Here is a 15,276-nt window from a genome sequence, read left to right as displayed (position 1 = left end):
GTTTTAACAACTGGATTGCTCTGCTGTTGCGGTTTCCGTCGACCCCACTGGGGCCATCTGCACATTGGATTCGGCTCATCGGTGTCCTCCGTCAGATTTTCGCCTGCCCGGAGTCGGATGCGGTACTTGCCGCTACCGGCTCTACCTCGCCTCACTGCATTACATTTACTTCGTCCCTCACCCAGCCTGCGCTGCCACTACTCTTTCCAGCAGGATCTCCGATACGTCCCGCGCCACCAGGAGCCCTTCCAGTTCGGCCCCCTTGACGCCGTCCTCGAACATGGTGAGACAGAACGGGCAGTTCGATACCAGGACCCCGGCGCCGGTCGCGGCGGCCATCTGCACGCGCTTCACGCTGATGCGGCTTCCCAGCTTCTCCTCGGCCATGATGCGTCCACCGCCGGCGCCGCAGCAGAAGCTTTCCGCCTCTTTGCGCTCCATCTCCCTGATGGTCCCGCCCGCCGCCTGCACCAGGGCGCGCGGGGCCTGGTAGGTGTCGTTATAGCGACCGAGGTAGCAGGAGTCGTGGTAGGTGCATTCGAAGGCCCCCTGATCGATCTTCAGCTTGCCGTCCGTGATCAGGCGCTCCAGGAAGGTGGTGTAGTGCTCGGTCTCGACATCGAAGCCGAGGTCGCGGTAGTCCTTGGACAGGGTGTTGAAGCAGTGTGGACAGGCGGTGACCACCTTCTTCACCCCGTACCCCTTGATGGTCTCGATGTTCTCCGTGGCCAGGGTCTGGTACAGGTACTCGTTGCCCAGCTTGCGCATCGGCTCGCCGCAGCACTTCTCCTCCTTGCCGAGGATGCCGACCCTGATGCCGGCGGCGGCGCAGAGCTTCACGAAGCTGGTGGCGATCTTGATGTTGCGCTTGTCGAAGGAGGCGTAACAGCCGACGAAGTACAGGATGTCGACCTCGGCCCCTTCGGAGAGCTGGGTGACCGGCAGCCCCTCGGCCCAGTCGCCGCGGGAGGCGAAGGACATGCCGAGCGGATTGCCGTTCACCTCGACGTTCCCCATCGCGGTGACCACTTCGTCGCCGGGGAATTCTCCTTCCATGAGGACCAGGTTGCGGCGGATGTCGACCACCTTGTTGACGTGTTCGATGGCGGCGGGGCAGATCTCCTGACAGGCCCGGCAGGTGGTGCAGGACCAGAGGGCGTCCTTGCCGACCGCTTCGACCAGGTTGTCCTCGACGGCCTCGCGGGCCACCTCGCCCAGTTGGGAGATGACCTTCATGGGGGAGAGCGGTTTCTCGGTCGCGTGCGCGGGGCAGCGGTCCTGGCAGCGCTTGCACTTGGTGCAGGCGTCGGTGTCGAAGATGTCCTTCCAGGTCATGTCGCCTATCTTCGCCGCGCCGAAGCTCTCGGCGTCACCCTCCATGTCCACGGTCACCAGCGCTCCCTTGGGGCCGAGCGGTGCGAAGAAGTAGTTCGCGGAAGTGGTGAAGATGTGGCGGAACTTGGTGAAGGGGATGGCGCAGATGAAGGCGGCGACCAGGACGAAATGGAACCACCACAGACCGCGGTGCACCAGGGCCAGGTCCCCGGGCTGCGAGCCCGACAGGATCTTGGCGACCATGAGGCCCACCGGCGACCAGAGCGCAAGATCGGGCTGCTGCACCACTTCGGTCACGGCCATCCTGGCCCCCTCGATGAGGAAGCCGGTGACGATGATGGCGAAGAGCAGGCCGTGCATGACGGCGTCGTCGCGGGTCGTCTCCAGCCCCTCCGGGCGCACCAGGTAGCGGCGCACGAACAGTCCGGCCAGCGTGATGAGGGCGGCGAGGCCGGCGACATCGAGCACCAGGGAGAAGACCTTGTAGAAGGTGCCGGTCAGAAAGCGCACGCCGAGGAGGAGATCGGTGCCGTCGGCCTGCAGGGCCACCAGTACGGTGCCGGCGAAGAGCGTGGCGAAAGACCAGAAGAAGAAGCCGTGGGCGAAGCCCGGGCCCTTGACCTTGAGCACGCGGCTTTGCAGAAGGACGTTCTTCACCAGCATCGAGATGCGTTCCGGGCGGTTGCCGGTCCGGTCCAGGGGCTTGCCCTTGCCGTAGATCCGCAGCCGCTGGTAACCGTAGTAGCCGAGCAGCGCCAAAGCGGCCACCGTGATCAGGTACATCGGGACCAGTACCGCCGCCCCGTGGCCTATGTTCCAATAGAGTTCGCGCGTTGCTTCCATGACTCACCTCGTTTTGCCGTTGCTGATTGCCTCACACATTGCCAACGGTGTCTTGCCGGTATACGCCCCTCACCCCGGAGGGGGGAGGCCGGGAGGGGGGAAACAAGGATTGTGCAGCTGCTTCCCCCTCCCTGACCCTCCCCCTCCGGGGGAGGGGAGCTGCTATCATCTTGCCGTCTGCATCGCCCTCACCCTGGCCCTCTACAGCGTCTACAATCCCTCTGTTGGCCTCCTCCCCATCCCTTGACGGGAGGGGGCTGGGGGGTGGGTGAAGCTGCAATCTGCATTGCCGGCGGCATGTTCCCCCACCCCCTGCCCCCCTCCCGCAAGGGGAGGGGGAACTTGGGGCAGGACTTTATCTCTTTACGCCCCGGTGAACGCCGGTTTCCGCTTCTCCACGAATGCCGTCATCCCCTCTTTTTGATCCTGGCTTGCGAAGAGAGATGCGAAGCTTATCGCCTCGTGGTTCATCCCCTCCGCGAGCGACATGTCCAGGCCGCTTTTCACCGCGTCCTTGGCGCGGGCAACGCCTATCAGCCCGTTGCCGGCGATCTTCGCGGCGGTCGCCAGCACCTCGTCCAGCAGCCGCTCGGGGGGATACACGGCCATGACCAGCCCCCAGCTCTTGGCTTCGGCGGCAGTCACTACCTTGCCCATGAAGATGAGCTCGTTGGCGCGGGATCTTCCCACCAGGCGGGGCAGGTTCTGTGTCCCGCCGAAGCCGGGCATGATGCCGAGGGTGACCTCGGGAAGGCCCAGTTTCGCGTTGTCCGAGGCGTAGGCGAAGTCGCAGGCGAGGGCCAGTTCCAGCCCCCCGCCGAGGGCGAAGCCGTTCACTGCGGCGATCACCGGTTTTCTCACCCTGCCGATCAGCGCCATCAACTGCTGCCCCTTCTTCGCGAAGGCGAGCGCCTGCTCCACGTTGTAGTCGGCCATGGCGGCGATGTCGGCGCCGGCCACGAAGGCCTTCTCGCCGGCGCCGGTCAGCACCACGGCGCGCACCGTGCGGTCCAGGTCGAGCACCTCGAAGGCGTGCAGCAGTTCGTCCAGCACTTCATCGTTGAGGGCGTTCAGCACCTTCGGGCGGTTCACTATGAGCAGCGCGACCCCGTCTTTTTTTTCCAAGAGCAGATTCTGGTATGGCATGGCGAGCCCCCCTAGGCGTAGTTGTAGAAGCCCCTGCCGGACTTCCTGCCGAGATGACCTGCCTCGACCTTCTTGACGAGCAGCGGGCAGGGACGGTACTTGGGATCCTTGAACCCCTGGTACAGGACCTCCATGATGGCCAGGCAGGTGTCGAGCCCGATGAAGTCGGCCAGCGTGAGCGGACCCATGGGCTGGTTGGTGCCGAGCTTCATGGCCTTGTCGATGTCCTCAACCGTGGCGATCCCCTCGAAGACAGCGAAGGCGGCCTCGTTGATCATCGGGATCAGGATGCGGTTGACGATGAAGCCGGGGTAGTCGGCGGAAACCGCCATCTCCTTCTGCAGCCTGGCCACGAGCGAGGAGGTCGCCGCGAAGGTCTCGTCGCTGGTGGCGAGCCCGCGGATCACCTCGACCAGTTTCATGACCGGCACGGGATTCATGAAATGCATGCCGATCACCTTGTCCTGCCGGCCGGTCACCGCCGCGATCCTGGTGATCGGGATTGAAGAGGTGTTGGAGGCGAGGATGGCGTCTTTCTTCACCACCTGGTCGAGCTGCCGGAAGATCTCCAGCTTGAGCGACTCCTTCTCGGTGACCGCCTCGATGGCCATGTCGCAATCGGCGAGGTCGTCCATCTTCTGCGTGGCGACGATGCGCTTGAGGATCTGCTGCACCGCTTCAGCGGCGAGCTCACCTTTCTGCACCTGGCGGTCCAGGTTCTTCGCGATGCCGGCGAGCGCCTTGTCGAGCTGCGGCTGCGCGATGTCGAAGAGGACCACTTCGGTCTCATACCGGGCCAGGACCTGGGCGATGCCGCTCCCCATCTGCCCTGCGCCGAGAACACCAACCTTCCTGATCATATTGCCTCCTGAACGGACTCGAGGATGACCGCTACCGCCTCACCGCCGCCAATGCAGAGGGTGGCGAGACCGTAGCGTGCTTTTCTTTTGTTGAGCTCGCGGACCAGCGTCGCGGTGATACGCGCGCCGCTGGCACCGAGGGGATGGCCGATGGCGACCGCGCCGCCGTTGACGTTGACCTTCTCCGGCTCGATGCCGAGCTTTTTGAAGGCGATGAGCGGCACCGCCGCGAAGGCCTCGTTGATCTCGAAGAGGTCGATGTCGGCAACGGATATCCCCGCTTTCGCGCAGGCCTTCTCGATCGCGCCTACCGGCGCCTCGGTGAAGTCGTCGGGGTGGACGCTGTTGGTCGCGTAGGCAACGAGGCGGGCCTTGGGCTTCAGCCCGTGCTTCTTAACCGCCGCGGCGCTGGCCAGAAGGGTCATGCCGGCGCCGTCGTTGATAGTCGATGCGTTCCCCGCCGTGATGGTGCCGTCCTTCTTGAAGGCCGCGCGGAGTTCGGGGAGCTTCTTGAAGTCCACCTTGAACGGCTCCTCGTCGTCCTTGACGACCACCTCGCCGCTGCGGGTTTTCTTGGCGACCGGCACGATTTCGTCGGCGAAGACACCGTCCATCTGCGCCGCCTGCGCCTTCATGTACGAGGCAAGGGCATAGGTGTCCTGGGTGGAGCGGCTGAGGCCGTTCTTCTCGGCGCTCGCCTCGGCGATCACCCCCATGTGGCTGCCGCTGTAGGGGTCGATGAGGCCGTCGTGGACCAGGAGGTCGAGCATCTCGGCGTTACCCATCCGGTAGCCGTAGCGCCCCTTGCTGAGTGCGTACGGGGCGAGGGACATGTTCTCCATGCCGCCCGCCAGCACGAGGTCCGCGTCACCCAGGCGGATGGAGCCCGCGCCGAGCATGATCGCCTTGAGACCCGAGCCGCAGACCTTGTTGATGGTCAGGGCCGGAACGCTGTCGGGGAGTCCCGCGTAACGCATCGCCTGCCTGGCCGGCGCCTGGCCGTTGCCGCCGGAGAGGACCTGGCCCACGATCACCTCGTCGACGGAGTCCGCCGGGAGCCCGGTGCGCTGCAGGATTTCCTTGATCACGGCTGCGGCAAGACGGGGGGCCTCGACATCGGAAAGAGCGCCTCCAAACGATCCCAAGGGTGTTCTCAGTGCTTCGACAAGGTAGACCTCGGACATGGTGTTTCTCCTCTGGGTACGGCGCCTGGCAGAGCCGCGCCGGCGGTAGCTGGTAAATAGGTACTACAATACCAATTTACTGTCAACAAAAAAAGAGAACGGTGTTACAGGATTTTGTTTTTTGAGAAATTCGGTAACGGCTCCACCGACGGAAGGTGCTATGCCGAGGAGATTGGATCCCTCCCCCAGGAGGGGGGAGGCTAGGAGGGGGGGAGGACACCAGCCCCCTCCCTGTCCCTCCCCCTCCGGGGGCGGGGACGCCCGGGCAACCGCGCCAAGGTTTTGCCATCCCTTCGCCCGGGGGGAAAGGGGATGTGGACGGATTCAGCGGAAATTACACACATGCTCCTGACAGCGCACTCCCCATGAGCTTAAGCGGGTTCTCCACGCAGACCTTGTGCAGCACTTCTTCCGGGAGCCCCAGGTCGTACAGCGCGTCCAGGTAATGAGCCGATCCCTCCACCTTGTAGAGGATGGCGTCGCTCCCGAAACAGACCCGGTCCTGGTACTGCAGGATGAAATCGCGGTAGCTCTCCCGATTCTCCCTCATGTGTGAGAGAAGACCGGAGAAGTCGGTGTAGAGGTTGGGATAACGGTCGAGGAACGGGCTGAAGGCCTTCCTGCCGATGCCGAAATGGGGAAAGTTGACGCGCACCCTCGGAAAGTCCGCCAGAAGCGCGGCCATGGTGTCGCCGTAGCGCCTGGCATCGATGTGGTACAGGACCGGGAGGTCGTTGGCCTCGGCGAAGGAGAAGATCTCCCATTCCCTCTTGCGGTACTCTGCGACGGTAATGCCGAAGGTGTCGGGCACCCCCTTCACACCCAGGTCATTGCCGGGGTCGGGGAGGTAGACCCCCTTGATGCCGCGGAACCCCTGCCTCAGGTACCGGCCCAGCGCGCCGGGGATGTCGCCCCAGAGGTAGCGGGTGTCGAGCAGCGGGACGATGGCCCCCTTTGAAAGCCGCGCGTGCTCCAGCAGGTCGCGGGCCTCGTCGAAGAGCCCGTCGCCGCGGTTTTCCACCCAGTCCGGGACAAGCCCCCAGATCTGCTGCGCATCGAGACGGTCGTTCACCATCCCCGCCACGGCCACCTGGGTGATGCCGCGTTGGCGAAGGCCCGCCAGTTGCCGCGCGACGTCCCCCGCCAGGTCCTTCGAGGTGAAGCAGTGGGCATGGACGTCGATGATCCCGGCGCCGGTTCTCCCCTCCCCTGTCGTCGTCTCCGGCTTCATGTCAGCGCCCCTTGTAGGTCGGCTTGCGCTTCTCCAGGAAGGCGTCGACCGCCTCAAGGTGGTCCTCGGTGTGGTGCGCGAAGGACTGGAAGCAGGCACAGAGGTCGAGGAAGTCGGGGAGATCGCTGCGCTGGGCGAGCTTCATCATCCGCTTGGTGAGCCTGAGGGTCACCGGCGGCTTGGAGGCGATTTCCCGCGCCAGTTCCATGGTGCGCGGCAAAAGCTCCTCGGGATCGACCACCTCCAGGAAGATGCCGAGCTTGAGCGCCTCGGCGGCGTCGATCACCCTCCCGGTGAAGATGAGCTCGGCGGCGCGCTGGTACCCCAAGAGCCGCTGCATGAACCAGGCTCCGCCGTCGCCGGGGGTGATGCCGAGGTTGATGAAGGTCTCGCCGACCTTGGCGCGGGTGGAGGCGATGCGGATGTCGCACATGTTGGCCAGATCGAAACCGGCCCCGATGGCCGGGCCGTTGATGGCGGCGATCACCGGGATCTCGGCCTTGTGCAGCAGAAGAGGGATCTGCTGGATGCCGCGGCGGTACTTGTCCTGGACCTCCACCGGCGAGCCGCCGAAGATGCCGTTTTGGGCCTGCATTTCCTTTACGTTTCCGCCGGAGGAGAACGCAGATCCGGCGCCGGTCATGACCAGCACCGAGACGCGGTCTTCGGCGTTTATCCAGTTGACGGTGGTGATGATGTCTTCGGTGAGGGCGGTTCCGGTGAGGGCGTTGCGGACATCGTCGCGCTGGAAGGTCAGAACGGCGACCCTGTCCTCCAGGGTCAGGGTGCAATCCTTGAGCTGCGGCATGGCCGGACCCTCCTTCGGATTTGGTAAGAGCGAAAATCTCCTGGCGGTACTATTCATGGTGAACCTCCTGTCCCTGCCCTGCTGTGAAAAATCATCACCCTCCCGATGCCTGGAATATCCCCTGCACCAGGGTAATGCGCTGTTGTTCCAGGTTGCGCAGCTGGTTCCCGATCATCTGCGGGAAATCGTCGCCAAGAAGCAGCTGCAGCCCGAAACCGTGTTGCGGTCCGCCGCCCCCCTTCTGCTGCCTGCGGCGAAACCAGTCAAGCCCCTCATCCGTCACGTCTTTCCAAACCACGGTCTCGAACCCTGCCTCCGAGAGAATCCGGCGGAACTCCAGCTGGTCCACCAGGAAGCTGCCCGACGGGTCCCGTGCCCATGGCACCGGGAAAGAGACCTCCCCACCCGGCCCCGATAAGACCTCGTAGCAGGCGAGCCTGCCACCGGGTGCCAGCACACGACGGATCTCGCGATAGAAACGGCGCTTGTCGTCGATGTTCATCGAGACATGCTGGGTCCAGACGACGTCGAAGGTCCCGGCTGCGAAGGGGAGCGTCAGTGCGTTCGCCTGGAGGTAGGCGACCTTGCCGCCCATCCCCAGCTTCTTCGCGAGCATCCTCGCCCCTGCGCAGTAGTCGGCGCTTTGGTCGACGCCGATGACGTGGCAGTCCAGAAGACGGGCAAGGTAGCGCGACGCGCCTCCCAGACCGCAGCCGACATCGAGGACGCGCAGCCCCGGCGCTGGCTTCAGCGCCGCCGCCAGTTCCCTGGTGGCCGCGGCGCCGCGCACGTGGAATTCATCGATGGCCGCCAGTTCTTCCGGCTGCAGCCGGTCCGGGTCCTTTCCCGCCGCGACCAGCCCCGCCAGGACCTTTGCTTCCAGGTCCGGGCAGCGGTAGTGGCCGGCCACAGCGGTGGCTGCTCTCATCGGTTCGTGTGCGGGCATCATGGACGCCTCCTCAGGCCCCGGCGAAGGCCCCCTCGGACTGAGGGGCTCGCTGCACCTTCTTCGTGGCCGGCGCGGTGACGGACCTGCCGCAGTTCTGGGCATCGACGACGGCGATGGCGGCCATGTTGACGATGTCCATCACGTCGTCCCCCTGCTGCAGGATGTGCACCGGCTTGTTCATCCCCATGAGGATGGGGCCGATGGCGTCCGCGCCGCCGAGCTGCCGCAGCAGCTTGTAGCAGATGTTCCCCGAGGTGAGATCAGGGAAGACCAGGACGTTAGCAGCTTTTTTGAGCGTCGTGAAGGGAAAATTCGCCTGCAGCAGCTCGGAGACCACGGCGGTGTCCGCCTGCATCTCCCCGTCGATGTCGAGGCCGGGCGCCTTCTGTTTCACCATCTCGACGGCGCTTCTGACCCGATCGGCCTGCGGGTGCCGCACCGACCCGAAGTTCGACATGGAGAGCATGGCCACGCTCGGCTCGATTTCGAGCATGCGCGCCTTCTCCGCGGCAAGGATCGCCGTCTCGGCAAGCTCCGCCGCGTCCGGATCGATGCAGACGGTGGTGTCGGCGAGGAAGTAGATCTCCTGCTTGAAGACCATCATGTAGAGGCCGTGCACGCTGGAGAGCCCTTCCTGCTTGCCGATCACCTGCAGGGCGGGGCGGATCGTGTCGGCGTAGTTGGCGTCGACCCCGGCCAGGAGCGCGTCGGCGTCGCCGCGGCGGACCATCATGCAGCCGAAGTGGGTGCGCGACTTGCGGGACATGAGCCGGCGGCTCTCGGAGAGGGTGAGTCCCTTTCTCTGCCTGAGCAGGAACAGCTCGTTGGCATAGGACTCCAGGTTCTCGTCCTGCGCGGGGTCGATGATGGTGACGCCGCCGTTCAGGTCTATCTCCAGCGACTTGAGCGTGCAGCGGATCTTGTCCTCGTTACCCAGCAGGATCGGCCGGGCTATCCCCTGCTCGACCAGCATCTGGGCCGCGCGCAGGACCTTCTCGTTCTCACCTTCCGGGAAAACCACCGTCTTCGGGTCGCTCTTCGCCTTGTTGATGATCTGGCGCAGCGTTTCCTTGGACTTCCCTTGCAGGGACTCCAGGTGCTCCACGTACCTGTTCATGTCGGCGATGGGCTGGCGCGCCACGCCGGAATCCATGGCCGCCTTGGCTATCGCCGGGGCGACCCGCAACAGGGCCCTGGGGTCGAACGGCTTGGGGATGATGTAATCGCGGCCGAAGCTGAACTTGACGTTGCCGTAGGCGCGGCAGACCGAGTCGGGGCACTCTTCGCGGGCCAGTTCCGCCAGCGCGAAGACCGCGGCCTTTTTCATCTCCTCGTTGATGGTCGTGGCCCGCACGTCCAGCGCGCCGCGGAAGATGAAGGGGAAGCCGAGGACGTTGTTGACCTGGTTCGGGTAATCGCTGCGCCCGGTGGCGATCAGCACGTCGCCGCGGACCGCGTGCGCCTCTTCCGGGGTGATCTCCGGGTCGGGGTTGGCCATGGCGAAGATGATCGGGTTGGGCGCCATGCTGCGCACCATGGCCGGGGTGATGGCCCCCTTGGAGGAGAGGCCGTACATGACGTCGCAGCCGACCGCCGCCTCTTCCAGCGTGCGCAGGTGGGTGTCGGCGGCGAAGCGCTCCTTGTACTTGTTCATCCCCTCCGTTCTGCCCCGGTAGATGACCCCCTTGGTGTCGCACATGATGAGGTTTTCCATCCTGAGGCCGAGGGAGATGGCGAGGTTGGCGCAGGCGATCGCCGAGGCGCCGGCGCCGTTGACGACGATCTTCACCTCCTCGATCTTCTTGCCGACCAACTCCAGGGCATTGATGAGGCCCGCCGCCGAGATGATCGCCGTGCCGTGCTGGTCGTCGTGGAAGACCGGGATGTTCATGGTCTTCTTCAGTTCCTCTTCGATGTAGAAGCACTCCGGCGCCTTGATGTCCTCCAGGTTGATGCCGCCGAAGGTCGGCTCCAGAAGCTGGCAGGCCTTGATGATCTCGTCGGGGTCTTCGCTCCCCAGCTCGATGTCGAAGACGTCGACGTCGGCGAAGCGCTTGAAGAGCACCCCTTTCCCTTCCATGACCGGCTTGCCCGCGAGGGCGCCGATGTTGCCGAGGCCGAGGACCGCCGTGCCGTTTGAGACCACCGCCACCAGGTTCCCCTTGGCGGTGTACAGGTAGGCGTCCTCCGGGTTCTGCTCGATGGCGAGACAGGGCTCGGCGACGCCGGGCGAATAAGCCAATGACAGGTCCTGCGCGGTCTGGCACGGCTTGGTGGCGATTACCTCGATCTTCCCCTTGCGGCCTGTGGCGTGGTATTGCAGTGCATCGGACAACTTCTTCATAGCAGCATCCCTTTCAAGGCAAGTGGCGTTGACAACAGGGTTCGTGATTTAGGTCCCCCTTTGCGAAGGGGGATTTAGGGGGATTTGGTTTGGCTTGATCTCGTTCCCAAGGTCCGCCTTGGGAACGCAAGGCCTCTCCGACGCTCCAACTTCCATCGGATGCAAAGCTGGAGCTTTGCGCCATATGGGGTTCCCAAGCTGGAGCTTGGGAACCAGGAAAAAGGGCACAAGAGATCCCTCTCCCTTTGGGAGAGGATGGCCGGAGGCCGGGTGAGGGCGCCGGTACCAGGCAAATTGCCAGCCATGGCACCTCCCTCACCCCAACCCTCTCCCAGAGGGAGAGGGAGCCTGCGACGTTACTGAACGACCAGCAGGAGTTGGCCGATGTCGACGGCGTTTCCTTCCTGGATCATGATCTGGCCGACGACACCGTCCTTCTCGGCGAAGATCTCGTTCTCCATCTTCATGGCTTCCAGGATCAGGAGCAGATCGCCGGCCTGGACCGCCTGCCCCTGCTCGACCTCTATCTTCCAGACGTTGCCTGCCAATGGCGCCACGACGCCACCTTCGGCGGGAGCGGCGGCTGCGGCGGTTGCGGCCGGGGCCGAGGCGGCGGCCTGCGCGTCGTCGGCGCCGATGATGGTGACCAGGGCGGCGCCGATGTCGACGGCGGTACCTTCCTCGATATGGATGGCGCCCACGATGCCGTCACGGTCGGCGAAGATCTCGTTCTCCATCTTCATCGCCTCCAGGATAAGGAGCAGATCACCTTCCTGCACCTGCTGACCCGGCTCGCACTCGATCTTCCAGACGTTGCCGGCGAGGGGCGAAACGATGGTCTTGCCGGCGGCTGCGGCCGGGGCGGCTGCCGGGGCGCTCCCCCCGACGGCTGAGGCTGCCGCGGCTGCGGCTGCGGCCGCGCCGGTTGCCTTCGCCACCTGCACCACGAAGGTCTGGCCGCCGCCGGTGACGGTGTAGGTGTCGCCGCCGGTCACTTCGGCTGCCGCCGCTTTCTTGGGAGCCGCATCCTCGGCGGTCGGCACCGGCTCGAACATGTCGGGGTTGTCGCGATGCTCCAGGAACTTGAGCCCCACCTGCTGGAACAGCGCGTAGGTGAGCACGTCCTCGACCTCGTGGTCGCCGAACTTCAGGTTCTTCTCCTTGGAGAGGGCGCGCAGTTCTTCGGTGAGCTTGTCCATCTCGGCGGTGAGAAGATCGGCCGGGCGGCAGGTGATCGGCTCGGCGCCGGCCAGCACCTTCTGCTGCAGCTCCTTGTTGACCGGGGCCGAGGTCGCGCCGTACTCCCCTTTGAGGACGGCGGCGGTCTCCTTGGTCATCGACTTGTAGCGCTCGCCGGTCAGGACGTTGATGACGGCCTGGGTGCCGACGATCTGAGAGGTCGGGGTGACCAGCGGGATCATGCCCAGGTCCTCGCGGACTTTCGGGATCTCGGCCAGCACCAGGTCCATCTTGTGCCCGGCGTTCTGCTCCTTCAACTGGCTCTCCATGTTGGTGAGCATGCCGCCCGGAACTTGGGCTGTAATGATGCGGGCGTCGACCCCTTTGAGGGAGCCCTCGAACTTGGCGTATTTCTTACGCACCACGGTGAAGTAGTCGGCGATTTCCTGCAGGAGCACCGTGTCGAGGCCGGTGGACTTGTCGGTGTCGGCGAAGATGGCGGCCAGGGTCTCGGTGGGGGAATGACCGTAGGTCATGCTCATGGAGGAGATGGAGGTGTCGACGTTCTCCACCCCCGCCTCGATCGCCTTCACGTAGGCCGCCGTGGACATGCCGGTGGTCGCGTGGCACTGCATGTGGATGGGGATCTTGATCGCCTTCTTGAGCGCCTTGACCAGGTCGTAGGCGGCGTAGGGGGCCATGAGGCCGGCCATGTCCTTGATGCAGAGCGAGTGCGCCCCCATGTCCTCGATTTTCCTGGCGAGATCCACCCATTTCGGGATGGTGTCCACCGGGCTGACCGTGTAGGAGAGCGTCCCCTGGGCGTGCTTGCCCTGCTTGATGACCGCCTTGATGGCGGTGTCCAGGTTGCGCGGGTCGTTCATGGCGTCGAAGACGCGGAAGACGTCGATGCCGTTCACCGCGGAGCGCTCCACGAACTTCTCGACCACGTCGTCTGCGTAATGGCGGTAGCCCAGGATGTTCTGCCCCCGGAACAGCATCTGCTGCGGCGTGTTGGGCATCGCCTTCTTCAGTTCGCGCAGGCGCTCCCACGGGTCCTCGCCCAGGAAGCGGATGCAGGAGTCGAAGGTGGCTCCGCCCCACATCTCGATCGACCAGTAGCCGACCTGGTCCAGCTTGGCGGCGATGGGAAGCATGTCGTCCAGGCGCAGGCGGGTCGCGAACAAGGACTGGTGGGCGTCCCTGAGGACGACTTCGGTGATCCCTAACGGTTTCGTTGTCTTGGCCATCTTCGTCTCCGTAATTATCGTGAAGTTAAGCTGCTGAAGTGTATGTTTGATCTCGTTCCCAAGGTCCACCTTGGGAACGCAAAGCCTCTCCGAAGCTCCGATTTCCATCGAATGCAAAGCTGGAGCTTGGGAACCAGGGGGGATGTCATTGCTCCTCCCCCCGGAGGGGGGAGGTCGGGAGGGGGGAAACTTTCAGGCGTCCCCCCTCCCTAACCCTCCCCCTCCGGGGGAGGGAACCAGGATCGTTACCCCCTGATGATCCTCGGCAGGAGCATCTGGTGCACCGGGGTGATCGACTTCGGATTCTGATAGTTGGCGCCGGTGAAGGCCTGGATGTACCTGCGCAGGTCGGGGAGCTCGACGATCTCGTCGACAAAGCCGCTGATGGCGCAGTAGGCCGGGCGCGACTTCTCCTGGTAGTCCTGGATCATCTGGTTCATCTTGCCGATGACCGGGGCCAGATCGTTGCCGGAATCCTGCTCCTTCACCAGGCGGCGCGCGTAGGACGCGGCGGCCGCGGTCTCACCGTGCATGACGTAGATCTCGGTGAGCGGGGTGCCCAGGGTGAAGGCGTTGTTGTTGTTCGCCTGCGGGCCGCACATGATGTAGTGGGCCGCCGCGGTCCCCTTCCTGAGCACGACGCACATCATGGAGAGATCGGTCTGCTCGATGGAGTAGACCAGCGACTGCCCCAGCGCCAGGAGCTCGGCTTCCTCGGCCAGGTCACCCACGTCGATGCCGGTGGTGTCCTGGAGCCAGACGATGGGGAGGTTGTCGCGACCGCACAGCGTCACGAACTCGGCCTGCTTGATGAGCCCCTCGCGGTAATGCTTGCCGCCCACGGCCGGGTAGGCCCCCTTGGCATACTCGGGATACCCCGGGAATACCCCCTGGCGGTTGCCGATGAAGGCGACGGGGAAGCCGTCCACCTTGGCGATGCCGGTGTAGACCTCGCGCCCGTAGTCGGGGCGGTATTCCATGAACTCGCTGTTGTCGGTCAGGCGCGCCAGGATCTGGATGGCGTCGTAGGGGCGCTTCTGGTTGGCCGGCAGGATCATGTTGAGATCCTCTACCGGGAAGCGGGGCGCGGCAGGCGCCGCGACGCGGAACATGGCCGGGTCGTAGGCCGGCATCATGCGCATGTAATCCTTGATGCCGTCCAGCACCCCGGTCTCGGTGTCGTGCACTTCGCGGAAGTAGGCGGTCTGGTCGAAATGGGTCTCGACGCGGCCGGGATCCTTCGCCTTGAAATTGCGGGTGGCGTCGATGAGCGCCTGCGCGGCCTCCACGTCGATGTGTCCCTTGGGGTTCATGCCGCCGACGATGCCGGCGCCGCCTACCGCGATGTTGGCGCCGTCATGGGCAAGCAGGATGGTCGGGCTGATCCCCTGGTAGCCGCCGCCGGCCGGGTTGGTGCCGTAGATGCCGTTGAGGATAGGGATGCCGAGGTGGTTGAGATCGGCGTGGCGGTAGAAGGGAGCGCCGCTGGAGCGGCGTCCGGCGTAGACCGTCTCCTGCTCCATGAGCTTCACGCCGGAACAGTTGGTGAGCCAGACCAGCGGGACGTTGAGGCGCTTGGCCATGTCGGTGACCATGAGGATGTTCTCGGACTGCCCGGCGATCCAGGCACCCGCCATCACCTTGTTGTCGAAGCCGATGATGACCGCCCACTTGCCTTCGATGCGCCCGATGCCGTTCACGACCCCGGTGCACCCCTCCTCGTTGTCCTTGGGGTTGTAGAGAGTGTGCAGGGGCGCCCAGGTCCCGGCGTCGACGAGGTAGTCGAGGCGGTCGTAGATGGTCATCCCGCCGCGCTCGTGGACCTTCTTGGCCGGGATGCCGGCGTTTTTCACGCGCTCGGTCTCCCGGGCGATTACCTGCACCTGCTCCTTGACCAGCTCCACGTTTTCCTGCGAACGTTTAACCTCCGCATCGCTGAGCGCCTTGCCGATGTCCGCCATCTTCTCGAAATACGGGCGCAGCGGTGTCTGCTTTCGTGCCATGGTGGGTTCCTTTCATTGAATTTGATGAGCAAACCTTCTGTCAGCGCTCCTCCCCCCGGAGGGGGGAGGCTGGGAGGGGGGTATCTTCAGGCTTCCCCCTCTTCTCTTTCCTTCTCCTTCCCCCTCCCTAACCCTCCCCCTCCG

At 64.6% G+C, this 15,276-nt stretch carries 10 protein-coding genes; all 10 read right to left on the bottom strand.

What is annotated here, in order from left to right:
• Window positions 1–177 precede the first annotated feature (177 nt).
• Window positions 178–2,178 (bottom strand): heterodisulfide reductase-related iron-sulfur binding cluster, encoded by a 2,001-nt coding sequence (locus tag JFN91_RS04910; protein WP_199388080.1) that lies wholly within the window; start codon window positions 2,176–2,178, stop codon window positions 178–180.
• Between the two features lie 363 nt (window positions 2,179–2,541).
• A complete protein-coding gene (locus JFN91_RS04905) occupies window positions 2,542–3,324 on the bottom strand; it encodes an enoyl-CoA hydratase/isomerase family protein (RefSeq protein WP_199388079.1) in 783 nt (260 codons plus the stop codon).
• An 11-nt stretch (window positions 3,325–3,335) separates the two neighbouring features.
• Window positions 3,336–4,184 carry a 3-hydroxybutyryl-CoA dehydrogenase gene (locus JFN91_RS04900; protein ID WP_199388078.1) on the bottom strand — a complete coding sequence of 283 codons (849 nt, stop codon included), beginning with the start codon at window positions 4,182–4,184 and terminating at the stop codon, window positions 3,336–3,338.
• On the bottom strand, window positions 4,181–5,368 hold the full coding sequence (locus tag JFN91_RS04895) for a thiolase family protein (protein WP_199388077.1): 1,188 nt from the start codon (window positions 5,366–5,368) through the stop codon (window positions 4,181–4,183). The genes JFN91_RS04900 and JFN91_RS04895 overlap by 4 nt, the downstream gene beginning before the upstream one ends.
• Before the next feature lie 334 nt (window positions 5,369–5,702).
• Complete coding sequence (locus JFN91_RS04890; protein ID WP_199388076.1) at window positions 5,703–6,599, bottom strand: amidohydrolase family protein; 897 nt, start codon at window positions 6,597–6,599, stop codon at window positions 5,703–5,705.
• Between the two features lies 1 nt (window position 6,600).
• The gene (locus JFN91_RS04885; protein WP_199388075.1) at window positions 6,601–7,464 is read right to left on the bottom strand and encodes an enoyl-CoA hydratase-related protein; all 864 of its coding nucleotides are present in this window, start codon (window positions 7,462–7,464) and stop codon (window positions 6,601–6,603) included.
• A 37-nt stretch (window positions 7,465–7,501) separates the two neighbouring features.
• The gene (locus JFN91_RS04880; protein ID WP_199388074.1) at window positions 7,502–8,356 is read right to left on the bottom strand and encodes a class I SAM-dependent methyltransferase; all 855 of its coding nucleotides are present in this window, start codon (window positions 8,354–8,356) and stop codon (window positions 7,502–7,504) included.
• Between the two features lie 10 nt (window positions 8,357–8,366).
• On the bottom strand, window positions 8,367–10,700 hold the full coding sequence (locus JFN91_RS04875) for an NADP-dependent malic enzyme (RefSeq protein WP_199388073.1): 2,334 nt from the start codon (window positions 10,698–10,700) through the stop codon (window positions 8,367–8,369).
• Window positions 10,701–11,056: 356 nt separating this feature from the next.
• A complete protein-coding gene (oadA, locus tag JFN91_RS04870; protein ID WP_199388072.1) occupies window positions 11,057–13,129 on the bottom strand; it encodes a sodium-extruding oxaloacetate decarboxylase subunit alpha in 2,073 nt (690 codons plus the stop codon).
• 245 nt (window positions 13,130–13,374) lie between these two features.
• Window positions 13,375–15,132, bottom strand: a complete 1,758-nt coding sequence (locus JFN91_RS04865; protein WP_199388071.1) for an acyl-CoA carboxylase subunit beta — start codon at window positions 15,130–15,132, stop codon at window positions 13,375–13,377.
• Between the last annotated feature and the right edge of the window lie 144 nt (window positions 15,133–15,276).

The organism is Geomonas anaerohicana (genome assembly GCF_016458305.1).
GTDB lineage: Bacteria > Desulfobacterota > Desulfuromonadia > Geobacterales > Geobacteraceae > Geomonas > Geomonas anaerohicana.
Note: the sequence above shows the minus strand (reverse complement) of the source record. Positions and strands in the feature narration are given on the sequence as shown.

Excerpts from the sequence above, each read along its gene's own strand:
- JFN91_RS04910 (WP_199388080.1), bottom strand. The coding sequence starts at position 2,178 with ATGGAAGCAACGCGCGAACTCTATTGGAACATAGGCCACGGGGCGGCG.
- JFN91_RS04905 (WP_199388079.1), bottom strand. The coding sequence starts at position 3,324 with ATGCCATACCAGAATCTGCTCTTGGAAAAAAAAGACGGGGTCGCGCTG.
- JFN91_RS04900 (WP_199388078.1), bottom strand. The coding sequence starts at position 4,184 with ATGATCAGGAAGGTTGGTGTTCTCGGCGCAGGGCAGATGGGGAGCGGC.
- JFN91_RS04895 (WP_199388077.1), bottom strand. The coding sequence starts at position 5,368 with ATGTCCGAGGTCTACCTTGTCGAAGCACTGAGAACACCCTTGGGATCG.
- JFN91_RS04890 (WP_199388076.1), bottom strand. The coding sequence starts at position 6,599 with ATGAAGCCGGAGACGACGACAGGGGAGGGGAGAACCGGCGCCGGGATC.
- JFN91_RS04885 (WP_199388075.1), bottom strand. The coding sequence starts at position 7,464 with ATGAATAGTACCGCCAGGAGATTTTCGCTCTTACCAAATCCGAAGGAG.
- JFN91_RS04880 (WP_199388074.1), bottom strand. The coding sequence starts at position 8,356 with ATGATGCCCGCACACGAACCGATGAGAGCAGCCACCGCTGTGGCCGGC.
- JFN91_RS04875 (WP_199388073.1), bottom strand. The coding sequence starts at position 10,700 with ATGAAGAAGTTGTCCGATGCACTGCAATACCACGCCACAGGCCGCAAG.
- oadA (WP_199388072.1), bottom strand. The coding sequence starts at position 13,129 with ATGGCCAAGACAACGAAACCGTTAGGGATCACCGAAGTCGTCCTCAGG.
- JFN91_RS04865 (WP_199388071.1), bottom strand. The coding sequence starts at position 15,132 with ATGGCACGAAAGCAGACACCGCTGCGCCCGTATTTCGAGAAGATGGCG.